We start from the raw sequence: 23,229 nt of genomic DNA, 5'->3' as shown, positions 1-23,229 counted from the left end.
CGTCGAGGGTGAGAGTCGGCAGGTGAAACGAAATATTGTTGTTATGATGCCCACCATAAAGCCATTACTATAACTATGACTATTACCGATTTGTTATTGGAGGATGCGGTTATGGCATGGCGGAGAGCACAACGTGGATTGTAAGTGGCTGGAAGATTTTCTGGCCTTGAGCCAGCATGGAAACTACTCTCAGGCCGCGGCGCAGCGGCATATTACTCAACCTGCGTTGAGTCGGCGTATAAAGGCGCTGGAAGAGGTGCTGGGCGTGCCTTTGTTTGACCGGACAACGACCCCTGTCACGCTGACGCGCTATGGTGAACGCTTTGAACCTTATGCCCGGCACGTTCTCAGCACGTTAACAGAGGCACGCCATGAGCTGTCGGCGATGACGCCAGCAACGGATAACACGCTGGTGATGGTCAGCCTGCATACGCTGTCGGTGAATATCCTGCCGGATATGATCAACTACCTGCGACAGAGTGAGCCGCAGTTAAACTTTACGGTCAACGCCAGTATCCAGGGGATAGACAACCACTTCAATGCCCTGATGAACCGGCAAATTGATTTACTGGTAACCTACGATTTACCATCTGCCCAGCCGGGTCTGGAGATCGCCGGAGGGTTAAAACGTTCACTATGGCGGTATGAGCGATTTATACCGGTTATTTCCGCCCAGTTGGCTGATGCGCTTAATGATCCGCATGCTCCGATTCCGTGGCTATGCTATAGCGACTACACCTTTGTCAGACGTATTATTGAGTCGGCAGAACAACGCGTCCGCCCACGGCTAAAAAAAGTATTTGAGAGTGGTTTAAGCGAAACGATACGAGAAATGGTACTGCGCCATATGGGAATGGCCTGGTTACCTGAATCGATGGTGGCGGAAGAGTTGGTGAATCAGCAAATTATTCACTGCTGGCCAGAAAATACAGACCTGATTTGTGAAATCCCCGTTGTGGTATGGGCGAATCTTGAAGATCAACGTGCCGTTATGCAGAGATGCTGGGAGAAGTTGCTGCGTTTTTGATTGATATGGCGATTTTTTCCGCAGTTGATACAATGCTAACAAATTGCCCTTGCGAAGGTTATTCGCTTTGGTTAGTATTCACACCCGCTTCAGTGGGAAACAGTAAATATTCCCGCTTTAATGGTCGAAGCATTGTACGCGGCAACTCCGCAAGGAACAGGTTGATTATGCACGAAGCTCTTTTAGTAGTTTTCCTTATTGTGGCAATTGGCCTGGTAGGCTTGATCATGCTACAGCAAGGCAAAGGCGCTGATATGGGAGCCTCTTTTGGCGCAGGCGCTTCTGGTACTCTGTTTGGTTCAAGTGGTTCTGGTAACTTCATGACCCGTATGACAGCTGTATTGGGAACCTTGTTCTTCATCATCAGTCTGGTGCTGGGTAACATGAACAGCAATAAGACCAATAAAGGAAGTGAGTGGGAAAATCTGAGTGCACCGGCGAAAACCGAGCAAACTCAGCCAGCTGCTCCGGCTCAGCCGACCAGCGATATCCCACGCTAAGTATTCTGTACCGAGGTGGTGGAATTGGTAGACACGCTACCTTGAGGTGGTAGTGCCCTAACGGGCTTGTGGGTTCGAGTCCCATCCTCGGTACCAAATTCCAAAAAAAAGACGCTGCAAAGCGTCTTTTTTTCGTCTGTTATTTATGGCTATCCTGTAGGTCGGATAAGGCGTTAACGCCGCCATCCGACATTATTACAACGCCTGATGGCGCTACGCTTATCAGGCCTACAGACACCTTATATTCCGCGCATAAAAAAGGCCGCTTGCGCGGCCTTAAGATAGTGAGTCTTTACTTCGCCTTATTTTCCAGATTCTCAACCTGCGGCAGGCCGGTTGCGGAAGAGGCGGTCAGCAGGCCAGACTGCGCATAGCCGAACAGCTTCTCGCGGGTATCGGTGATATCCAGATTACGCATGGTCAACTGACCGATACGGTCATCCGGAGAGAATACGGAGTCGCCTTTTTCCATCGTCAGACGTTCTGGTTTGTACGTCAGATTATCAGACACGGTGTTGAGGATTGAGTAGTCATTACCACGACGCAGTTCCAGCGTGACTTCGCCGGTAATCTGGCTGGCAACCCAACGCTGCAGACCGTCACGCAGCATCAGCGCCTGAGAGTCGAACCAGCGGCCCTGATACAGCAGACGACCCAGCTGGCGACCGTGCGCGTGATACTGCTCGATGGTATCCTCGTTGTGAATACCGGTCAGCAGACGCTCGTAGGCGATATGCAGCAATGCCATCCCCGGGGCTTCGTAGATGCCACGGCTCTTCGCTTCAATGATACGGTTTTCAATCTGATCGCTCATACCCAGACCGTGACGGCCGCCGATACGGTTGGCTTCCAGCATCATCTCAACGTCGTCGCTGAAGGTTTTACCGTTCAGAGCAACCGGATGACCCTGTTCAAAACGCACGGTCACTTCTTCTGCCGGGATCTTCACGCTCTCATCCCAGAACTTCACGCCCATAATCGGGTTGACGATTTTGACGCTGGAGTTCAGGAATTCCAGATCTTTTGCTTCGTGAGTCGCACCGAGCATATTGGAGTCTGTTGAGTACGCTTTCTCAACGGACATTTTGTAGTCGAAACCACAGGCAATCATAAATTCGGACATCTCATGGCGACCGCCGAGTTCATCGATAAAATCGGTATCCAGCCATGGTTTGTAAATCTGCAGTTCGGCGTTGGTCAGCAGACCGTAACGATAGAAACGTTCAATATCGTTACCTTTATAGGTGCTACCGTCGCCCCAGATGTTTACACCATCTTCTTTCATGGCGGCAACCAGCATGGTGCCGGTCACGGCGCGGCCCAGCGGGGTGGTATTGAAATAGGTCAGTCCGCCGGTGGTGTTGTGGAATGCACCGCACTGAATGGCAGCGATCCCTTCGGCAACCAGCTGCTTACGGCAATCTACCAGGCGAGCATTCTCAGCACCATATTCCATTGCACGGCGAGGAATGGCGTCATAGTCATCCTCATCCGGCTGGCCCAAATTCGCAGTATATGCATATGGGACAGCCCCTTTTTGTCGCATCCACAGCAGTGCTGCACTGGTGTCCAGGCCGCCGGAAAAAGCGATACCAATACGTTGACCTACCGGGAGATGCTTGAGAATCGTCGTCATAAAATAAAACCCTGCTTGATAGACTGGTGAAGAGGTCGGCTTATTATACTAATTGCATTTTTATGCAAAATAAATGAGTTTTCATTTAATCATCTTTTCTGGATGACAGGAAGAGTTTAGTGATAATTTCGTTAAATAACGGCGTGGGCGGCATATTTATCTTGCTGGGCTAGCGCTGGGCAGCATTCATTGATTTGCATAGTCGTAACAAGGTTGACATAACGCATAGTGAATCAATATACTGTGCGCAGATTTTACGTCCCGTCTCGGTACCAAATCCCAGCAGTATTTGCATTTTTTACCCAAAACGAGTAAAATTTGCCACGTTTCAGGCGCGGGGTGGAGCAGCCTGGTAGCTCGTCGGGCTCATAACCCGAAGGTCGTCGGTTCAAATCCGGCCCCCGCAACCACTTTCCCTTAGAGTTCTTTTTCAAATATACTGTGAAGACTTAGGCCTTCGTAGCTGGATTTGAAAAAAATTCTTTCGGAAGGTTCTCCGAACCGCAGGTGCGGTTATAGGGTTCAGTTATCTAAAGCCCCGATTTATCGGGGTTTTTTGTTATCTGACTACAGAATAACTGGGCTTTAGGCCCTTTTTTTATGTCTTGGGGGTGGGCTTGTCCACATTAGAGCAAAAATTAACAGAGATGATTACAGCGCCAGTTGAAGCCCTGGGCTACGAACTGGTCGGCATCGAATTTATTCGTGGTCGCACATCCACACTGCGCATCTATATTGATAGTGAAGATGGCATCAATGTTGATGATTGTGCTGATGTGAGCCATCAGGTAAGCGCCGTGATGGATGTCGAAGACCCAATCACCGTTGCCTATAACCTGGAAGTCTCCTCTCCGGGTCTCGACCGTCCTCTGTTCACAGCTGAACACTACGTGCGTTTCCTGGGTGAAGAAGTCACGCTGGTTCTTCGTATGGCGGTACAAAACCGTCGTAAATGGCAGGGCGTTATCAAAGCGGTGGACGGTGAGATGATCACGGTCACAGTCGAAGGCAAAGATGAAGTGTTCGCGCTGAGTAATATCCAGAAGGCGAACCTGGTTCCCCACTTTTAACAGTCTGGATTGAGGTGAAAAGCCCGCGATGAACAAAGAAATTTTGGCTGTTGTTGAAGCCGTATCCAACGAAAAAGCGCTGCCACGCGAGAAAATTTTTGAAGCGCTGGAAAGTGCGCTGGCTACAGCAACAAAGAAAAAATATGAGCAAGAGATCGACGTTCGCGTAGAAATCGATCGTAAAAGCGGTGATTTCGATACCTTCCGTCGTTGGGTAATCGTAGAAGAAGTTACTCAGCCGACCAAAGAAATTACGCTGGAAGCGGCACGCTTCGAAGACGAAAGTCTGAACGTGGGCGAATATGTTGAAGATCAGATTGAATCTGTCACCTTTGACCGTATCACTACCCAGACCGCGAAGCAGGTTATCGTACAGAAAGTACGTGAAGCTGAACGCGCAATGGTTGTTGATCAGTTCCGCGAACATGAAGGCGAAATCGTCACCGGTGTGGTGAAGAAAGTAAACCGCGACAACATTTCACTGGATCTGGGCAGCAATGCTGAAGCTGTGATCCTGCGTGAAGACATGCTGCCGCGTGAAAACTTCCGCCCTGGTGACCGTATTCGTGGCGTTCTGTACTCAGTTCGCCCGGAAGCGCGCGGTGCACAGCTGTTCGTAACCCGTTCCAAGCCGGAAATGCTGATTGAGCTGTTCCGCATTGAAGTGCCGGAAATCGGCGAAGAAGTTATCGAAATTAAAGCGGCTGCTCGCGATCCGGGATCGCGCGCGAAAATCGCCGTTAAGACCAACGACAAGCGTATTGATCCGGTCGGCGCCTGTGTTGGTATGCGCGGTGCGCGCGTTCAGGCGGTTTCTACCGAACTGGGCGGCGAGCGTATCGATATCGTCCTGTGGGATGATAACCCGGCGCAGTTCGTGATTAACGCAATGGCACCAGCAGACGTCGCTTCTATCGTGGTGGATGAAGACAAACACACCATGGATATCGCGGTTGAAGCCGGTAACCTGGCTCAGGCGATTGGACGTAATGGTCAGAACGTCCGCCTGGCTTCACAACTGAGCGGTTGGGAACTCAACGTGATGACCGTTGATGACCTGCAAGCGAAGCATCAGGCTGAAGCACATGCAGCCATCGATACCTTCACCAAATATCTCGATATCGATGAAGATTTCGCGACCGTTCTGGTGGAAGAAGGTTTTGCGACGCTGGAAGAACTGGCCTACGTGCCAATGAAAGAACTGCTGGAAATTGACGGTCTGGATGAACAGACCGTTGAAGCGCTGCGCGAGCGTGCTAAAAACGCACTGACCACTCTGGCACTGGCCCAGGAAGAAAGCCTCGGTGATAACAAACCGGCTGACGATCTGCTGAATCTGGAAGGATTGGATCGTGAGATGGCCTTCAAACTGGCGGCCCGTGGTGTTTGTACGCTGGAAGATCTCGCTGAACAGGGCATTGATGATCTGGCTGATATCGAAGGGTTGACCGACGAAAAAGCCGGTGAGCTGATTATGGCTGCCCGTAATATTTGCTGGTTCGGCGACGAAGCGTAATAAACTGTAGCAGGAAGGAACAGTATGACAGATGTAACCGTAAAAACGCTGGCTGCAGAGATACAGACTTCCGTAGATCGCCTGGTACAGCAATTTGCTGATGCCGGTATCCCGAAGTCTGCTGACGACTCTGTGTCCGCACAAGAGAAACAAACCTTACTGGCGCATTTGAACCGTGAAAACGGCTCAGCGCCGGATAAGTTGACATTGCAGCGTAAAACGCGCAGTACTCTCAATATTCCAGGTACCGGTGGAAAAAGCAAATCGGTACAAATCGAAGTCCGCAAGACACGCACCTTTGTAAAACGCGATCCGCAAGAGGCTGAACGCCTTGCCGCGGAAGAGCAGGCGCAGCGTGAAGCGGAAGAGCAAGCCCGTCGTGAGGCAGAAGAAGCTGCCAAACGCGAGGCGCAACAAAAAGCCGAACGTGAGGCCGCAGAACAAGCTAAGCGTGAAGCCGCTGATAAAGCGAAACGTGAAGCTGCGGAAAAAGACAAAGTGAGCAATCAACAGACCGACGATATGACTAAAACCGCCCAGGCCGAAAAAGCCCGCCGTGAAAATGAAGCCGCAGAACTGAAGCGTAAAGCGGAAGAAGAAGCACGTCGCAAGCTTGAAGAAGAAGCGCGCCGCGTAGCGGAAGAAGCTCGCCGTATGGCGGAAGAAAACGAGAAAAATGGTGTGAATAACGCTGAACCTGTCGAAGACACCAGTGATTATCACGTCACCACCTCTCAGCATGCTCGCCAGGCTGAAGACGAGAACGATCGTGAAGTTGAAGGCGGTCGTGGTCGTACTCGCAGCACTAAAGCTGCGCGTCCGGCGAAGAAAGGTAACAAACACGCTGAATCTAAAGCTGACCGTGAAGAAGCACGTGCAGCGGTTCGCGGCGGTAAAGGCGGCAAGCAGCGTAAAGGTTCCGCTCTGCAGCAGGGCTTCCAGAAGCCAGCTCAGGCCGTTAACCGTGACGTTGTGATCGGCGAAACCATCACCGTTGGCGATCTGGCGAACAAGATGGCGGTCAAAGGCTCTCAGGTCATCAAAGCAATGATGAAACTGGGCGCAATGGCGACTATCAACCAGGTCATCGACCAGGAAACCGCACAGCTGGTTGCCGAAGAGATGGGCCACAAAGTTATCCTGCGTCGTGAAAACGAGCTGGAAGAAGCAGTAATGAGCGACCGTGACACCGGCGCTGCGGCTGAACCGCGCGCACCGGTAGTGACCATCATGGGTCACGTTGACCACGGTAAAACGTCTCTGCTGGACTACATTCGTTCAACGAAAGTGGCCTCTGGCGAAGCGGGCGGCATTACTCAGCACATCGGTGCGTACCACGTTGAAACTGACAACGGTATGATCACCTTCCTGGACACCCCGGGTCACGCCGCGTTTACCTCCATGCGTGCTCGTGGTGCTCAGGCAACGGATATCGTTGTTCTGGTTGTTGCAGCAGACGACGGCGTGATGCCGCAGACTATCGAAGCTATCCAGCACGCGAAAGCGGCAGGTGTGCCGGTAGTTGTTGCAGTCAACAAAATCGATAAACCGGAAGCGGATCCAGATCGCGTTAAAAACGAACTGTCCCAGTACGGCATCATGCCGGAAGAGTGGGGCGGCGAGAGCCAGTTCGTTCACGTTTCTGCGAAAGCGGGTACCGGTATCGACGAACTGCTGGATGCTATCCTGCTGCAAGCCGAAGTACTGGAACTGAAAGCTGTGCGTAAAGGTATGGCGAGCGGTGCGGTTATCGAATCCTTCCTGGATAAAGGTCGTGGCCCGGTTGCTACCGTCCTGGTTCGCGAAGGTACCCTGAACAAGGGCGATATCGTTCTGTGTGGTTTCGAATACGGCCGCGTTCGTGCGATGCGTAACGAACTGGGTCAGGAAGTACTGGAAGCGGGTCCGTCCATTCCGGTGGAAATCCTCGGTCTGTCCGGTGTTCCGGCTGCGGGTGACGAAGTTACCGTTGTTCGTGACGAGAAGAAAGCGCGTGAAGTTGCACTGTACCGTCAGGGCAAATTCCGTGAAGTTAAACTGGCTCGTCAGCAGAAATCTAAACTTGAGAACATGTTCGCCAACATGACCGAAGGCGAAGTTCACGAAGTGAACATCGTGCTGAAGGCTGACGTACAGGGTTCTGTAGAAGCGATTTCCGACTCTTTACTGAAACTGTCTACCGACGAAGTAAAAGTGAAGATCATCGGTTCTGGCGTAGGTGGTATCACCGAAACCGACGCAACCCTGGCTGCGGCATCCAACGCGATTCTGGTTGGCTTCAACGTACGTGCTGATGCCTCTGCACGTAAAGTTATCGAATCAGAAAGTCTGGATCTGCGTTACTACTCCGTCATCTATCATCTGATCGACGAAGTGAAAGCAGCGATGAGCGGCATGCTGTCTCCGGAACTGAAACAGCAGATCATTGGTCTGGCTGAGGTTCGTGATGTGTTCAAATCACCGAAATTCGGCGCTATCGCAGGCTGTATGGTTACCGAAGGCACGATTAAACGTCACAACCCAATCCGCGTACTGCGCGACAACGTGGTTATCTATGAAGGCGAGCTGGAGTCCCTGCGCCGCTTCAAAGATGACGTTAACGAAGTCCGTAACGGTATGGAATGTGGTATCGGCGTTAAGAACTACAACGACGTTCGCGTTGGCGATATGATCGAAGTGTTCGAGATCATCGAGATCAAACGTACAATTGCTTAAGGTTGTTCGGGTGTAGGCCGGATAAGGCGTTTACGCCGACATCCGGCAATGTAATGCCTGATGGCGCTACGCTTATCAGGCCTACAGCCTAATCACCGAATTATTTTCAAAAGGGGCTGAATGCCCCTTTTTTGTCTGGAGAATTTATTATGGCGAAAGAATTTGGTCGCCCGCAGCGTGTCGCGCAGGAGATGCAGAAAGAAATCGCACTCATCCTGCAACGCGAAATCAAAGACCCGCGTGTTGGCATGATGACCACCGTATCGGGTGTTGAGATGTCCCGTGATCTGGCATATGCCAAAGTATTCGTGACTTTCCTCAACGATCAGGACGAAGCTGCCGTGAAAAACGGCATTAAGGCACTGCAGGAAGCCTCTGGTTTTATCCGCTCTCTGCTGGGTAAAGCAATGCGTCTGCGTATCGTGCCTGAGCTGACCTTCTTCTACGACAACTCGTTGGTTGAAGGGATGCGCATGTCCAACCTAGTGACCAGCGTGGTGAAACATGACGATGAGCGTCGTGTGAACCCAGCGGACGACAGCAAGGAGGACTGATGAGTCGTCCTCGTCGTCGTGGTCGCGATATTCATGGTGTCCTGCTGCTGGATAAGCCGCAGGGCATGTCCAGCAATGACGTGCTGCAAAAAGTAAAGCGCATCTACAATGCCAACCGCGCGGGACATACCGGCGCGTTGGATCCGCTGGCGACAGGCATGCTGCCTATCTGCCTTGGTGAAGCGACAAAGTTTTCACAGTATTTGCTGGATTCTGACAAACGCTATCGCGTGGTTGCCCGTCTGGGCCAGCGTACTGACACTTCCGATGCCGATGGGCAGATCGTGCAGGAGCGTCCGGTAACCTTCACCGCAGAACAACTGGCGAGCGCGCTGGAGACTTTCCGCGGCAATATCGAGCAGATTCCGTCGATGTATTCGGCGCTGAAGTATCAGGGTAAGAAGCTGTACGAATATGCGCGTCAGGGCATTGAAGTGCCGCGTGAAGCGCGCCCGATTACCGTCTATGAGCTGCTGTTTATCCGTCATGAAGGTAACGAACTGGAGCTGGAAGTTCACTGCTCCAAAGGCACCTATATTCGTACCATCGTTGACGATCTCGGTGAGAAGCTGGGCTGCGGCGCGCACGTAACGTATCTGCGTCGTCTGACGGTCAGCAAGTATCCGGTGGATCGTATGGTCACGCTGGAACACCTGCGTGAGCTGGTCGAACAGGCAGAACAGCAGAACATTCCGGCGGCTCAGCTGCTTGATCCTTTGCTGATGCCAATGGACAGTCCGGCATCGGACTATCCTGTTGTTAATTTGCCTTTAACATCGTCGGTTTACTTTAAAAATGGTAATCCGGTACGGACGACAGGCGCCCCGCTGGAAGGGCTGGTACGCGTGACGGAAGGCGATGACGGCAAGTTTATTGGCATGGGGGAGATGGACGATGAAGGTCGTGTCGCCCCCCGCCGCCTGGTGGTTGAGTATCCTGCATAGCGCTCTCTGTCTTGCGATAAAAGGGCGCTGCGAGTAGAATACTGCCGCTTAACGTCGCGTGAATTGTTTAACAATCTGCGTGGCGTATACACAAAATCATTCGAGCTGCATCAAGGCGGCAAGTCTGAGGATCCTCAGGAGCTTACTTAGGTAAGTGACTGAGGTGAGCGGACGCAGCCAACGCAGAGTCAGTTTGAAGGATAAAGTGTATACACTGGGATAGCTGAATTAGAGATCGGCATCCTTTCATTCTTATCACTTTGGAGTTTTAAAATGTCTCTAAGTACTGAAGCTACCGCTAAAATCGTTTCTGAGTTTGGTCGTGATGCAAACGACACCGGTTCTACCGATGTTCAGGTTGCTCTGTTGACTGCACAGATTAACCACCTGCAGGGCCACTTTGCAGAGCACAAAAAAGATCACCACAGCCGTCGTGGTCTGCTGCGCATGGTTTCTCAGCGTCGTAAACTGCTCGACTATCTGAAACGTAAAGATGTTGCACGTTACACCGCGCTGATCGAGCGTCTGGGCCTGCGTCGCTAATTCTTTCGAGTTTCAGAAAGAGGGGGCCTTCATGGCCCCTTTTTTCCAGCAGATGGCAGCAATTCGCTGGAAACTAATGTATTGTTGCTATGAATGATCTTCCGTTGCAGAGGTTCGCGCGGCTAATGAGAGGCTTTACTCATGCTTATGGGTTAGGGTTGTCATTAGTCGCGAGGATGCGCAGAAGATCGGGTATTAACGATGGCGCAAAAATGTGCCGTCAAAAAATAGAGAAAGGATATTATTTTGCTTAATCCGATCGTTCGTAAATTCCAGTACGGTCAGCATACCGTTACGCTGGAAACCGGCATGATGGCGCGTCAGGCGACTGCCGCTGTTATGGTTAGCATGGATGACACCGCGGTATTCGTTACCGTTGTTGGTCAGAAAAAAGCGAAACCAGGCCAGGACTTTTTCCCGCTGACCGTTAACTATCAGGAGCGTACCTACGCTGCTGGCCGTATCCCGGGTAGCTTCTTCCGTCGTGAAGGCCGTCCGAGCGAAGGTGAAACCCTGATCGCGCGTCTGATTGACCGCCCGGTTCGCCCGCTGTTCCCGGAAGGCTTCGTTAACGAAGTTCAGGTTATCGCGACCGTTGTTTCCGTTAACCCACAGGTTAACCCGGACATCGTGGCAATGATTGGTGCATCTGCTGCGCTGACTCTGTCTGGTATCCCATTCAACGGCCCGATCGGTGCTGCACGTGTTGGTTACATCAATGACCAGTACGTACTGAACCCGACTCAGGACGAACTGAAAGAAAGCAAGCTGGACCTGGTTGTTGCAGGTACTGAAGCAGCCGTACTGATGGTTGAATCCGAAGCTGAACTGCTGAGCGAAGATCAGATGCTGGGCGCTGTTGTGTTCGGTCACGAACAGCAGCAGGTTGTGATTCAGGCGATCAACGAGCTGGCGAAAGAAGCTGGCAAACCGCGTTGGGACTGGCAGCCAGAAGCCGTCAACGAAGCGCTGAACGCACGCGTTGCCGCACTGGCAGAAGCTCGCCTGAGCGATGCTTACCGTATCACTGACAAACAAGAGCGTTATGCTCAGGTTGACGTGATCAAATCTGAAACCATCGCGACTCTGGTGGCTGAAGACGAAACCCTGGACGCTAACGAACTGGGTGAAATCCTGCACGCTATCGAGAAAAACGTTGTTCGCAGCCGCGTACTGGCAGGCGAGCCGCGCATCGATGGCCGTGAAAAAGACATGATCCGTGGCCTGGACGTGCGTACTGGCGTTCTGCCGCGTACCCACGGTTCCGCACTGTTCACCCGTGGCGAAACTCAGGCGCTGGTTACTGCGACCCTGGGTACCACTCGTGATGCGCAGAACCTCGACGAACTGATGGGCGAGCGTACTGACAACTTCCTGTTCCATTACAACTTCCCTCCGTACTGCGTAGGTGAAACCGGTATGGTCGGTTCTCCGAAGCGTCGTGAGATTGGTCACGGCCGTCTGGCTAAGCGTGGCGTACTGGCAGTAATGCCGGAACTGGATAAATTCCCGTACACCGTGCGTGTGGTTTCTGAAATCACCGAATCTAACGGTTCTTCTTCCATGGCTTCCGTATGTGGTGCTTCCCTGGCGCTGATGGACGCAGGCGTGCCGATCAAAGCAGCCGTTGCGGGTATCGCGATGGGTCTGGTGAAAGAAGGCGACAACTTTGTTGTTCTGTCTGACATCCTGGGCGACGAAGACCACCTGGGCGATATGGACTTCAAAGTGGCGGGTTCCCGCGACGGTATCTCTGCACTGCAGATGGATATCAAAATTGAAGGTATCACCAAAGAAATCATGCAGGTTGCTCTGAACCAGGCTAAAGGTGCGCGTCTGCACATCCTGGGTGTGATGGAACAAGCGATCAACGCTCCGCGTGGCGATATTTCTCAGTTCGCTCCGCGTATCCACACTATCAAGATCAGCCCGGACAAGATCAAAGACGTTATCGGTAAAGGCGGTTCTGTTATCCGTGCTCTGACCGAAGAAACCGGCACCACCATTGAAATCGAAGATGATGGTACCGTGAAGATTGCTGCGACCGACGGTGAGAAAGCGAAATATGCTATCCGTCGTATCGAAGAGATCACCGCAGAGATCGAAGTAGGCCGTATCTACAATGGTAAAGTGACCCGTATCGTTGACTTTGGCGCATTCGTTGCCATTGGTGGCGGTAAAGAAGGTCTGGTACACATCTCTCAGATCGCTGACAAGCGCGTTGAGAAAGTGACCGACTACCTGCAGATGGGCCAGGAAGTACCGGTCAAAGTTCTGGAAGTTGATCGCCAGGGCCGTGTACGTCTGAGCATTAAAGAAGCAACTGAGCAGTCTCAGCCTGCAGGCGAACCGGAAGCTCCGGCAAGCCAGGGCGAGTAAGGTTGCCATTGCCCTCCGTGAAAGCGGAGGGCCTTTAACCCGGCAGGATGCCTTGTTAGCAACCGGGGAACCTGGACGTTCATTCAATCGTTGTCTTCGGGAGTGGGAAATGAAGCCTTTTTTGCGCTGGTGTTTCGTTGCGACAGCACTCACGCTGGCTGGATGCAGTAATTCCGCCTGGCGAAAGAGTGAAGTCCTCGCAGTACCATTGCAACCGACTTTGCAGCAGGAAGTGATTCTGGCACGTATGGAACAAATTCTTGCCAGTCGGGCTTTAACCGATGACGAACGCGCACAGCTTTTATATGAGCGCGGAGTGTTGTATGATAGTCTCGGTCTGAGGGCATTGGCGCGAAATGATTTTTCACAAGCGCTGGCAATCCGACCAGATATGCCTGAAGTATTCAATTACTTAGGTATATATTTAACGCAGGCAGGCAATTTTGATGCTGCCTATGAAGCGTTTGATTCTGTACTTGAGCTTGATCCAACTTACAACTACGCGCACTTAAATCGCGGTATCGCATTGTATTACGGCGGTCGCGACAAGTTAGCGCAAGATGATCTGCTAGCGTTTTATCAAGACGATCCCAATGATCCTTTCCGTAGTCTGTGGCTTTATCTTGCCGAGCAGAAGCTCGATGAGAAGCAGGCTAAAGAAGCGTTGAAGCAACGCTTTGAGAAATCGGATAAAGAGCAATGGGGATGGAACATTGTCGAGTTCTACCTGGGCAACATTAGCGAAGCAACGCTGATGGAACGCCTGAAGGCGGACGCAACGGATAACACCTCGCTCGCTGAGCATCTCAGTGAAACCAACTTCTATTTAGGTAAGTACTACCTAAGTCTGGGGGATTTGGACAACGCTACGGCATTGTTCAAACTGGCGGTGGCTAACAACGTTCATAACTTTGTTGAGCACCGATACGCATTGTTGGAATTATCGCTCCTGGGCCAGGACCAAGATGACCTGGCAGAATCGGACCAGCAATAGCTGACGTACACATCAGCCCGTAATCTTTTTTGATTGCCATCACCTTCACGGGTGAGGGCGTTGTTGTTCGTTAATACACCTACTTTGAGCCGGTTCACACTTTTCAATGAAAATTGCAGATCAATTTCATGATGAGTTATGTAGACTGGCCGCCATTAATTTTGAGGCACACGTACTACATGGCTGAATTCGAAACCACTTTTGCAGATCTGGGCCTGAAGGCTCCTATCCTTGAAGCCCTTAACGATCTGGGTTACGAAAAACCATCTCCAATCCAGGCAGAGTGCATTCCGCATCTGCTGGGCGGCCGCGATGTTCTGGGTATGGCCCAGACAGGTAGCGGCAAAACCGCAGCGTTCTCTTTACCGCTGCTCAACAATCTTGATCCTGAGCTGAAGGCACCTCAGATTCTGGTGCTGGCACCGACCCGCGAACTGGCGGTTCAGGTAGCAGAAGCCATGACGGATTTCTCTAAACACATGCGCGGCGTGAACGTGGTTGCCCTGTACGGCGGCCAGCGTTATGACGTGCAATTACGTGCCCTGCGTCAGGGGCCACAGATCGTCGTCGGTACGCCGGGTCGTCTGCTGGATCACCTGAAGCGCGGTACTCTGGACCTCTCCAAACTGAGCGGTCTGGTACTGGACGAAGCTGACGAAATGCTGCGTATGGGCTTCATCGAAGACGTTGAAACCATCATGGCGCAGATCCCGGAAGGTCATCAGACCGCTCTGTTCTCTGCAACCATGCCGGAAGCGATTCGTCGTATTACCCGCCGCTTTATGAAAGAGCCGCAGGAAGTACGTATTCAGTCCAGCGTTACTACCCGTCCTGACATCAGCCAGAGCTACTGGACTGTGTGGGGCATGCGTAAAAATGAAGCGCTGGTGCGTTTCCTGGAAGCAGAAGACTTTGATGCGGCGATTATCTTCGTACGTACCAAAAATGCGACCCTGGAAGTAGCAGAAGCGCTGGAGCGTAGCGGTTATAGCAGCGCTGCACTGAACGGCGACATGAACCAGTCCCTGCGTGAGCAGACTCTGGAGCGTCTGAAAGATGGCCGTCTGGATATTCTGATTGCAACCGACGTTGCGGCCCGTGGCCTGGACGTTGAGCGTATCAGCCTGGTTGTTAACTACGACATCCCGATGGATTCCGAGTCTTACGTTCACCGTATCGGCCGTACCGGTCGTGCGGGTCGTGCGGGTCGTGCGCTGCTGTTCGTTGAGAACCGCGAGCGTCGTCTGCTGCGTAACATCGAACGCACCATGAAGCTGACTATTCCGGAAGTAGAACTGCCGAACGCAGATCTGCTGGGCAAACGCCGTCTGGAAAAATTCGCTGCTAAAGTTCAGCAGCAGCTGGAAAGCAGCGATCTGGATCAGTACCGTGCTCTGCTGGCGAAAATGCAGCCGGAAGAAGAGCTGGATATCGAAACGCTGGCAGCTGCACTGCTGAAAATGGCTCAGGGCGAACGTCCTCTGATCCTGCCGCCAGATGCGCCGATGCGTCCGAAACGCGAATTCCGCGACCGTGATGACCGTGGTCCGCGCGACCGCAACGATCGTGGCCCTCGTGACCGTAATGACCGTGGTGGTGAAGACCGTCCGCGTCGTGAACGTCGTGATGTTGGTGACATGCAGCTGTACCGCATTGAAGTGGGCCGTGATGACGGTGTTGAAGTTCGTCATATCGTTGGTGCGATTGCTAACGAAGGTGATATCAGCAGCCGTTACATCGGTAACATCAAGCTGTTTGCTTCCCACTCCACCATCGAACTGCCGAAAGGTATGCCGGGCGACGTGCTGCAGCACTTTACCCGTACTCGCATCCTGAACAAGCCGATGAACATGCAGCTGGTTGGCGATGCGGTTCCGCACACCGGTGGTGAGCGTCGTGGCGGTGGTCGTTTCAGCGGTGAGCGTCGTGAAGGCGGTCGCGGTGAAGGTCGTAACTTTAGCGGTGAACGTCGTGAAGGCGGTCGTGGCGATGGTCGTCGTTTCAGTGGCGAACGTCGTGAAGGCAACCGTGGTCCGCGTCGTGACGATTCTTCTGCTCCGCGTCGTGATGACTCTGCTGGTCGTCGTCGTTTCGGCGGTGATGCATAAGCCTTTTAGCTTTATAGCTGTAAAGTAAAATATACGGCCCCGATCTCAACAATCGGGGCTTTTTTTATTTCAATTGTACTCGTGTACTGGTACAGTGCAGCACATTGAGATGTAGTCACAATATAAATGACTGGAGAGATGGCTAAATGGCAACACTAACCACCACCCAAACGTCACCTTCGCTGCTCGGCGGCGTGGTGATCATCGGCGGCACCATTATTGGCGCGGGGATGTTTTCTCTGCCAGTGGTCATGTCCGGGGCGTGGTTCTTCTGGTCAATGGCAGCGCTGATCTTCACCTGGTTCTGCATGCTGCACTCCGGGCTGATGATCCTTGAAGCTAACCTCAATTACCGTATTGGTTCCAGCTTTGACACCATCACGAAAGATCTGCTGGGCAAAGGCTGGAACGTGGTGAACGGCATCTCGATTGCTTTCGTTCTCTATATTCTAACCTACGCGTATATCTCGGCGAGCGGTTCGATCCTGCATCACACCTTCTCCGAGATGTCGTTGAACGTTCCGGCGCGTGCGGCAGGTCTTGGCTTTGCGTTGCTGGTGGCGTTTGTGGTGTGGTTAAGTACCAAAGCGGTGAGCCGCATGACGGCGATTGTGCTGGGCGCGAAGGTGATTACCTTTTTCCTGACCTTCGGCAGCTTATTGGGACACGTTCAGCCCACAACGTTGTTTAACGTGGCGGAAAGCAATGCTTCGTATACGCCGTACCTGCTGATGACGCTACCGTTCTGTCTGGCCTCATTCGGCTATCACGGCAACGTCCCGAGCCTGATGAAGTACTACGGCAAAGATCCGAAGACCATCGTTAAGTGTCTGGTGTACGGCACGCTGCTGGCGCTGGTGCTGTATACCGTGTGGTTGCTGGGGACGATGGGTAACATTCCGCGTCCGGAGTTTATCGGTATTGCGCAGCAGGGCGGTAACATTGATGTGCTGGTACAGGCGCTGAGCGGTGTACTAAACAGCCGCAGTCTGGATCTGCTGCTGGTGGTGTTCTCCAACTTTGCGGTGGCGAGTTCATTCCTCGGCGTTACGCTCGGTCTGTTTGACTATCTGGCGGATCTGTTTGGCTTTGATGACTCGGTAATGGGACGTTTCAAAACGGCATTGCTGACGTTTGTCCCACCAATTATCGGTGGCTTGCTGTGGCCGAACGGTTTCCTGTACGCCATTGGCTATGCAGGACTCGCGGCAACCATCTGGGCCGCCATTGTTCCGGCGCTGCTGGCACGTAAATCCCGCGAGCGTTTCGGTAGCCCGAAATTCCGTGTCTGGGGCGGCAAGCCGATGATTGCGCTGATCCTGGTATTCGGTATCGGCAACGCGGTTATCCATATTCTGTCGAGCGTGAATCTGTTGCCTGTATACCAGTAGAACAATTGCCCGGTGGCGCTACGCTTACCGGGCCCACAGAGATTGAGTAGGCCGGATAAGGCGCAGCCGCCATCCGGCACAAATAGCACTACCCCAATAATTCCTGCTTCACATCCATCGCCAAATCAAACGAATGTAGACGTGCCTGATGATCAAAAATCTGGCCGTTAACCATAATCTCATCAGCCTGGGTTTCACGCAAAATGGCGTCGAGACCATGCCGCACTTTTGCCTTATCACCGACCAGCGACATGCTCAGCGCCTGTTGTACGCCGTACTGCTCAGAAGCGGACCACAGCTGATGCATATTCTCTACCGGCGGCGGTAGCTGGCCGGTTTCGCCACGACGCAGCTTCACAAAGGCCTGCTGCATGGAGGTGAAAAGAAACTCGGCGTCGCGATTGCTGTCGGCGGCAATAATGTTGATGCACACCATCGCATACGGTTTTGCCAGCCGCGCCGAGGGTTTGAATTGGGTGCGATACAAATGCAGCGCCTGATGCAGCATATCCGGGGCAAAGTGCGAGGCGAAGGCAAACGGCAGACCAAGCTGGGCCGCCAGTTGTGCGCTGTACAGGCTAGAGCCTAATAACCAGACCGGGATCTTCTCGCCGTAGCCGGGAACCGGGCGTACATGGGGATTAGGATCGCGGGCGTCGAACCAGTCCACCAGTTCAGCTACATCACGTGGGAAGTTATCGATATCACCGCTCATATGGCGGCGCAGTGCGCGCATTGTTGGTTGATCGCTGCCCGGTGCGCGACCAAGCCCGAGATCGATTCGTCCCGGATATAGCGTGTTCAGGGTACCGAACTGCTCGGCGATCACCAGCGGCGAATGGTTAGGCAACATCACGCCGCCAGACCCGAGATGCAGCGTGGTGGTATTGGCAGCCAGATAACCAATCAGCACTGAGGTTGCTGCGCTGGCGATGCCGGTCATGTTGTGATGTTCCGCCAGCCAATAGCGGTGGTAACCGCGTTTTTCGGCCAGTTGAGCGAGATCAAGCGAGTGTGTGAAGGCCTCTTTTGCCGAAGACCCTTCAGGGATCGGCGCCAGATCCAGCACCGAGAACGGAATAGTTTTGTCAGTCATAACGGCTCACTTTGTTACCGGTTAATCTTTTAATACTGCATTAAAGATTAGCGAATGTTGTTAACAAAGTGAGCTTTATACAGCGGGCATCGAATATAACATGCCCGATGGCGCTGCGCTTATCGGGCCTACGGGATCGCTATTTGTAGGCCCGATAAGGCATTTATGCCGCATCCGGCTAGGCCTGCAGCTCCAGTCCAGCCAGTCGCTTCCAGTAGCCGTTACAGTCACTGTGGGCGGCAAGCGGTAATGGGGCACTGCCATTTTCATTGGCGCGGAAGGCGTCGAGCATGGCGAATGTTTCAGTGCCTGAAGGGGACAGACGCACAATATCAACCAGCCCCTGCATCGATGTCAGTTCGTTGCCGAGGTTGTAAACATAGCCGCTCATGGTCTGGATCCCGTTGAGGACAAAGACCTGCTGATTCTCCTGCGACAGCACATCGCGCCCGTTCGGATATTTGATGCAGCAGGTTTCACACTCGTCTTTTGGACGGTCTTCAGAGCGCGCGGTAAAGCAGCGGGCAGAGTACGCCAGCGGCAGATGCCCGTAGCTCAGCACCTCAACTTCAAACTGATTGCGAATACCCAGCTCATCACACTGGTTGAGCAAGTTTGCCAGCCAGTCGCGGGAAAGCTCTACCGGCATACACCAGCGCACCATGCCTTGTTTGAGCAGGATACGCAGGGTAACCGCGTTGTAGCAGTTGAGCGCATGCCCGGCGACAAACGGCAGCTTACGCTCGGCGCACATGTTTACTACGCCGAGATCGCTGGCTTCCAGCAGGAAGTCACCGTTTTCGACATAGCGCTTCAGCTCTCCCAGTTCAGAAGAGGCCTGCACCAGCGCCAGTGTTGACAGCACAACCTGTTTACCGCTGCCAGCGAGCGATTTCGCCATATCGAGCCAGTCGCCCACTTTGGTGGCGCGGCGTTTACTGCATACCGCTTCACCAAGATAGATAACGTCGGCCTGGCTTACGGCAGCCTGCTGATAAAAATCTTCCAGCGTTTCTTTCGGCCAGTACCACAGGACTGGCCCTAAGGAATATTTCATTGCTTCTCTCACTGCCATTTACGGTGATACGCGCCAAGCGTGGTCTGCGTGCCTTCGGACATAGAACCGAGCGTTTCCATCCACGCGGCCTGCGGGACGTAGTTTTGCGGGTCGGCCATACAGCGGTCGATCGCCTGACGCCACACTTTCGCCACCTGACTGACATAGGCCGGGCTGCGCTGACGACCTTCGATTTTCACCGAGGCAATATTGGCTGCCAGTAGTTCCGGCAGCAGCTCCAGCGTGTTCAGGCTGGTGGGTTCTTCCAGCGCATGGTAACGCTCGCCGTCAACCAGATAGCGGCCTTTGCATAGCGTCGGATAACCGGCGTTTTCCCCGTCCTGATAGCGGTCGATCAGCACTTCATTAAGACGGGATTCCAGCCCTTGTTGGGTCTGTTGCCAGCGGACAAAACGGGCAGGCGAGCATGCACCAACCGTATTAGGAGACTCACCCGTCAGATAGGACGAAAGATAGCAACGGCCTTCCGCCATAATGCACAGGCTACCGAAGGCGAACACTTCCAGAGGAACTGGCGTGACGCGAGCGAGCTGTTTCACCTGATGAATAGACAGCACGCGCGGCAGCACCACGCGGGCGACGTCAAAGTTGCGATGATAGAAATTAATTGCCTCTTCATTGGTTGCAGATGCCTGAACAGAGACATGGCGCTCAATATGCGGGTAGCGCTCTGCGGCATACTCAAGCATGGCGAGGTCGGCAAGGATCAGCGCGTCTGCACCCAGTTGCGCTGCCATATCAACGGCACGTTGCCAGCGCGCGTAACCATCCGGGTGCGCAAAGGTGTTAATCGCAATGTGCAGCTTACGGCGGTGCTGATGGACAAAACTCACCGCTTCCTGCAATTTTTTCTCGGTAAAATTAAGGCCGGCGAAATGACGGGCGTTGGTATCATCTTTCAGCCCGATGTAGACAGCATCAGCGCCGTTCTCGATGGCCGCCTTAAGCGCCGGTAGGTTTCCGGCAGGGCAGAGCAGCTCCATAATTTATCCTGAACGTTGCGCCGTGATGGGCGCAGAAATGTTAACGAATGGGGATTTTAGTTAACCTTGCTGAGACAATTTTTGATTTGAGGCAGTTAAAGTCGTATTGGTGACACCAATAAAGAGGTAACAATTTCGCATCGAATTGTTGATTTATGCCGCTATGTCGTTTATTTGATATGGCAAAATAGCAGGACTATTGAAACAGGGAGTAAAGCTCGTGTTGGATAAACTGCGTTCACGCTTAGTACAATTTGGTCCTTCTCTGATGAGTGTACCAGTTAAACTGACGCCCTTTGCGCTGAAGCGCCAGGTTCTGGAGCAGGTCCTGAGCTGGCAGTTTAGTCAGGCGCTGGCCGATGGGGAGCTGGAGTTTCTCGAAGGTCGCTGGCTGAGCATTCATGTGCGTGACATTGACCTCAAATGGTATACCTCTGTTGAGAACGATAAACTTATCGTCAGCCAGAATGCAGATGCGGATGTGAGTTTTAGCGCCGATGCCAGCGATCTGCTGATGATCGTGGCCCGCAAGCAGGATCCGGATACGCTTTTCTTCCAGCGTCGTCTGGTGATTGAAGGTGATACAGAATTAGGGCTATACGTAAAAAATCTGATGGATGCCATCGAACTGGAGCAGATGCCTAAAGCGTTGCGCGTCATGCTGATGCAGTTGGCGGATTTTGTTGAGGCGGGGATGAAAACGTCGCCAGAAACCAAACAGACCTCGGTAGGTGAGCCATGCTGATTCGAGTTGAAATTCCCATTGATGCCCCTGGTATTGATGCGCTGCTGCGCCGTTCATTTGAGAGCGATGCGGAAGCGAAATTAGTGCACGACCTGCGTGAAGATGGTTTCTTAACGCTGGGTCTGGTTGCTACCGATGATGAAGGTCAGGTAGTAGGTTACGTCGCGTTCAGCCCAGTCGATGTTCAGGGTGAAGATCTGCAATGGGTCGGCATGGCGCCGCTCGCGGTGGATGAAAACTACCGGGGGCAGGGCCTGGCGCGTCAGCTGGTCTATGAAGGACTCGATTCGTTGAACGAGTTTGGCTACGCAGCGGTGGTTACGCTGGGGGATCCGGCCCTGTACAGCCGCTTTGGCTTTGAGCTGGCGGCCCATCATGACCTGCGTTGCCGCTGGCCGGGCACCGAAAGCGCGTTCCAGGTTCATCGCCTGGCGGACGATGCGCTGGATGGCGTGACGGGACTTGTGGAATACCACGACCACTTCAATCGCTTTTAAGCTTCCGGGGTTTGCAGGCTGCTTAATAGCGCCTCAAACCCTTCGCCTTCGACAAGGCGCTCTTTCTGCCGCTTGGTGAGCTGTTTAACGCGATACTCTATGCGCAGGGCCAGCGAACGGTCGCCGACCTGCGCCGCAAATGCCAACGTGAGTTCCCCCTTTCCGCGTAGCGCCTTCGCGCCTTTCCCATTTTGATGCTGCTTATAGCGGCGCTGCACATCGGTGGTTATTCCGGTGTATAAGGCGTTGTCTGCGGTACGGATCAGGTACAGATACCAGGGTGTCATTGTTACCATCGACGTGATAATTTTCAGGCCTACAGTATAAAAGAGAACAGAAATGGAAACACTGACTGCGGTGTCTCGCTGGCTGGCAAAACAGCACGTCGTGACCTGGTGCGTACACCATGAAGGTGAATTGTGGTGCGCCAATGCGTTTTACCTATTTGATGCGCAGAAGATGGTGTTCTATGTGCTGACTGAAGAGAAAACGCGGCATGCGCAGATGTCCGGACCCCGCGCGCCGATTGCCGGTACAGTAAACGGTCAGCCTAAAACCGTCGCTCTGATTCGGGGCGTACAGTTTAAAGGGGAAATCCGGCGTCTTGAAGGACAGGAGAGCGAAGCTGCGCGTAAAGCCTACAACCGCCGTTTCCCCGTCGCCAGAATGCTGCCAGCACCCGTATGGGAAATTCGACTGGATGAAGTCAAATTTACGGACAACACGCTGGGCTTCGGTAAAAAGATGCACTGGCTGCGTGATCTATAGTTAGAACAGTGATTGAAGACCTGGGGAAGATAAGCGATGAGTCAGGTGTTAATAACGGGAGCCACGGGGCTGGTGGGCGGACATTTGCTGCGTATGCTGCTCAATGAACCCCGGGTCAATGCCATCACGGCACCAACGCGTCGACCGCTGGCAGATACGGTTGGTATCTATAACCCCCATGATCCGCAGCTAACCGATGCTCTGGCGCAGGTCACCGATCCGGTCGATATTGTCTTTTGTTGTTTGGGGACTACCCGGCGTGAAGCGGGCAGCAAAGAGGCGTTTATCCATGCTGACTACACGCTGGTGGTAGATACGGCCCTGACGGGACGTAGGTTAGGCGCCCAGCATATGCTGGTAGTGAGTTCGATGGGCGCCAATGCGAATTCACCGTTTTTTTATAATCGGGTGAAAGGTGAAATGGAGCAGGCGCTGATCGCGCAGGATTGGCCACGGCTGACGATTGTCCGGCCTTCAATGCTACTGGGGGATAGGGACAAACAGCGGACGAATGAGATGTTTTTAGCGCCGTTGTTCAGGCTGCTGCCGGGTAACTGGAAGTCGATTGAAGCGCGCGATGTTGCTCGGGCAATGCTGGCAGAAGCGCTGGCACCTGGGCATGAAGGGGTTTCGATCCTGACCTCTTCCGAGCTACGCGAAAGGGCTAAATAAAAAAATGCCGGAT

22 protein-coding genes and 2 tRNA genes are annotated in these 23,229 nt (G+C 53.1%); 19 read left to right on the top strand and 5 right to left on the bottom strand.

What is annotated here, in order from left to right:
• The first annotated feature begins 133 nt into the window (after positions 1 to 133).
• The 3 genes from OGX97_RS02095 (at position 134) to OGX97_RS02085 (ending at position 1,623) form a co-directional block, all read left to right on the top strand.
• Positions 134 to 1,027 (top strand): LysR family transcriptional regulator, encoded by an 894-nt coding sequence (locus OGX97_RS02095; protein WP_008785916.1) that lies wholly within the window; start codon positions 134 to 136, stop codon positions 1,025 to 1,027.
• 167 nt (positions 1,028 to 1,194) lie between these two features.
• Positions 1,195 to 1,527, top strand: coding sequence for a preprotein translocase subunit SecG (gene secG, locus OGX97_RS02090; RefSeq protein ID WP_003025000.1), 333 nt, complete (start codon positions 1,195 to 1,197; stop codon positions 1,525 to 1,527).
• Between the two features lie 9 nt (positions 1,528 to 1,536).
• A tRNA-Leu gene (locus OGX97_RS02085) sits at positions 1,537 to 1,623 on the top strand.
• Between the two features lie 196 nt (positions 1,624 to 1,819).
• Here the strand turns inward: OGX97_RS02085 and argG are convergent.
• Positions 1,820 to 3,163, bottom strand: a complete 1,344-nt coding sequence (argG, locus tag OGX97_RS02080; protein ID WP_005131837.1) for an argininosuccinate synthase — start codon at positions 3,161 to 3,163, stop codon at positions 1,820 to 1,822.
• A 333-nt stretch (positions 3,164 to 3,496) separates the two neighbouring features.
• On the opposite strand from argG, the gene OGX97_RS02075 reads away from it, so the two are divergent.
• The 12 genes from OGX97_RS02075 (at position 3,497) to mtr (ending at position 17,377) form a co-directional block, all read left to right on the top strand.
• A tRNA-Met gene (locus tag OGX97_RS02075) sits at positions 3,497 to 3,573 on the top strand.
• A gap of 207 nt (positions 3,574 to 3,780) precedes the next feature.
• Positions 3,781 to 4,233, top strand: a complete 453-nt coding sequence (rimP, locus tag OGX97_RS02070; RefSeq protein ID WP_003024996.1) for a ribosome maturation factor RimP — start codon at positions 3,781 to 3,783, stop codon at positions 4,231 to 4,233.
• Between the two features lie 28 nt (positions 4,234 to 4,261).
• On the top strand, positions 4,262 to 5,749 hold the full coding sequence (nusA, locus tag OGX97_RS02065; protein ID WP_003024992.1) for a transcription termination factor NusA: 1,488 nt from the start codon (positions 4,262 to 4,264) through the stop codon (positions 5,747 to 5,749).
• Between the two features lie 24 nt (positions 5,750 to 5,773).
• Entirely contained in the window at positions 5,774 to 8,464 is a 2,691-nt protein-coding gene (gene infB, locus OGX97_RS02060) for a translation initiation factor IF-2 (RefSeq protein ID WP_003828710.1), read from the top strand.
• Positions 8,465 to 8,613: 149 nt separating this feature from the next.
• The gene (gene rbfA / locus OGX97_RS02055; RefSeq protein ID WP_003024988.1) at positions 8,614 to 9,018 is read left to right on the top strand and encodes a 30S ribosome-binding factor RbfA; all 405 of its coding nucleotides are present in this window, start codon (positions 8,614 to 8,616) and stop codon (positions 9,016 to 9,018) included.
• Positions 9,018 to 9,962 carry a tRNA pseudouridine(55) synthase TruB gene (truB, locus tag OGX97_RS02050; protein ID WP_174770994.1) on the top strand — a complete coding sequence of 315 codons (945 nt, stop codon included), beginning with the start codon at positions 9,018 to 9,020 and terminating at the stop codon, positions 9,960 to 9,962. Before rbfA ends, truB begins: the two co-directional genes overlap by 1 nt.
• A gap of 273 nt (positions 9,963 to 10,235) precedes the next feature.
• Positions 10,236 to 10,505, top strand: a complete 270-nt coding sequence (rpsO, locus tag OGX97_RS02045) for a 30S ribosomal protein S15 (protein WP_000059465.1) — start codon at positions 10,236 to 10,238, stop codon at positions 10,503 to 10,505.
• A 246-nt stretch (positions 10,506 to 10,751) separates the two neighbouring features.
• A complete protein-coding gene (pnp, locus tag OGX97_RS02040; RefSeq protein ID WP_008785911.1) occupies positions 10,752 to 12,884 on the top strand; it encodes a polyribonucleotide nucleotidyltransferase in 2,133 nt (710 codons plus the stop codon).
• A gap of 109 nt (positions 12,885 to 12,993) precedes the next feature.
• Positions 12,994 to 13,878 (top strand): lipoprotein NlpI, encoded by an 885-nt coding sequence (gene nlpI / locus OGX97_RS02035; RefSeq protein ID WP_003024982.1) that lies wholly within the window; start codon positions 12,994 to 12,996, stop codon positions 13,876 to 13,878.
• 106 nt (positions 13,879 to 13,984) lie between these two features.
• A complete protein-coding gene (yrbN, locus tag OGX97_RS02030) occupies positions 13,985 to 14,065 on the top strand; it encodes a protein YrbN (protein ID WP_010723222.1) in 81 nt (26 codons plus the stop codon).
• Positions 14,058 to 15,986: a DEAD/DEAH family ATP-dependent RNA helicase gene (locus OGX97_RS02025; protein ID WP_003828643.1), complete on the top strand. Its 1,929-nt coding sequence runs from the start codon at positions 14,058 to 14,060 to the stop codon at positions 15,984 to 15,986. The genes yrbN and OGX97_RS02025 overlap by 8 nt, the downstream gene beginning before the upstream one ends.
• A gap of 146 nt (positions 15,987 to 16,132) precedes the next feature.
• Positions 16,133 to 17,377 (top strand): tryptophan permease, encoded by a 1,245-nt coding sequence (mtr, locus tag OGX97_RS02020; protein ID WP_279850784.1) that lies wholly within the window; start codon positions 16,133 to 16,135, stop codon positions 17,375 to 17,377.
• Positions 17,378 to 17,465: 88 nt separating this feature from the next.
• Here the strand turns inward: mtr and OGX97_RS02015 are convergent, their stop codons facing one another.
• The 3 genes from OGX97_RS02015 to ubiU form a co-directional block, all read right to left on the bottom strand.
• Entirely contained in the window at positions 17,466 to 18,473 is a 1,008-nt protein-coding gene (locus OGX97_RS02015) for a luciferase-like monooxygenase (protein ID WP_111464725.1), read from the bottom strand.
• A 178-nt stretch (positions 18,474 to 18,651) separates the two neighbouring features.
• Positions 18,652 to 19,530 carry a U32 family peptidase gene (locus tag OGX97_RS02010; protein ID WP_020996351.1) on the bottom strand — a complete coding sequence of 293 codons (879 nt, stop codon included), beginning with the start codon at positions 19,528 to 19,530 and terminating at the stop codon, positions 18,652 to 18,654.
• Between the two features lie 8 nt (positions 19,531 to 19,538).
• Positions 19,539 to 20,534, bottom strand: a complete 996-nt coding sequence (gene ubiU, locus OGX97_RS02005) for a ubiquinone anaerobic biosynthesis protein UbiU (RefSeq protein ID WP_003024971.1) — start codon at positions 20,532 to 20,534, stop codon at positions 19,539 to 19,541.
• Between the two features lie 220 nt (positions 20,535 to 20,754).
• Between ubiU and ubiT the strand changes: the two genes are divergently transcribed.
• A complete protein-coding gene (gene ubiT / locus OGX97_RS02000; protein ID WP_003828637.1) occupies positions 20,755 to 21,279 on the top strand; it encodes a ubiquinone anaerobic biosynthesis accessory factor UbiT in 525 nt (174 codons plus the stop codon).
• Positions 21,273 to 21,776, top strand: a complete 504-nt coding sequence (locus OGX97_RS01995) for a GNAT family N-acetyltransferase (RefSeq protein ID WP_008785907.1) — start codon at positions 21,273 to 21,275, stop codon at positions 21,774 to 21,776. Before ubiT ends, OGX97_RS01995 begins: the two co-directional genes overlap by 7 nt.
• Here OGX97_RS01995 and OGX97_RS01990 read toward each other — a convergent pair.
• Positions 21,773 to 22,063 carry a GIY-YIG nuclease family protein gene (locus OGX97_RS01990; protein WP_048236838.1) on the bottom strand — a complete coding sequence of 97 codons (291 nt, stop codon included), beginning with the start codon at positions 22,061 to 22,063 and terminating at the stop codon, positions 21,773 to 21,775. The two genes, OGX97_RS01995 and OGX97_RS01990, sit on opposite strands and share 4 nt — an antisense overlap.
• A gap of 52 nt (positions 22,064 to 22,115) precedes the next feature.
• On the opposite strand from OGX97_RS01990, the gene OGX97_RS01985 reads away from it, so the two are divergent.
• Positions 22,116 to 22,544, top strand: a complete 429-nt coding sequence (locus tag OGX97_RS01985; RefSeq protein WP_032945092.1) for a YhbP family protein — start codon at positions 22,116 to 22,118, stop codon at positions 22,542 to 22,544.
• 36 nt (positions 22,545 to 22,580) lie between these two features.
• Complete coding sequence (locus tag OGX97_RS01980; protein ID WP_149607308.1) at positions 22,581 to 23,216, top strand: NAD(P)H-binding protein; 636 nt, start codon at positions 22,581 to 22,583, stop codon at positions 23,214 to 23,216.
• Positions 23,217 to 23,229 lie beyond the last annotated feature (13 nt).

The organism is Citrobacter sp. Cpo061 (assembly GCF_030332845.1).
GTDB lineage: Bacteria > Pseudomonadota > Gammaproteobacteria > Enterobacterales > Enterobacteriaceae > Citrobacter > Citrobacter portucalensis.
This window is presented reverse-complemented; position numbering and strand designations above follow the sequence as displayed.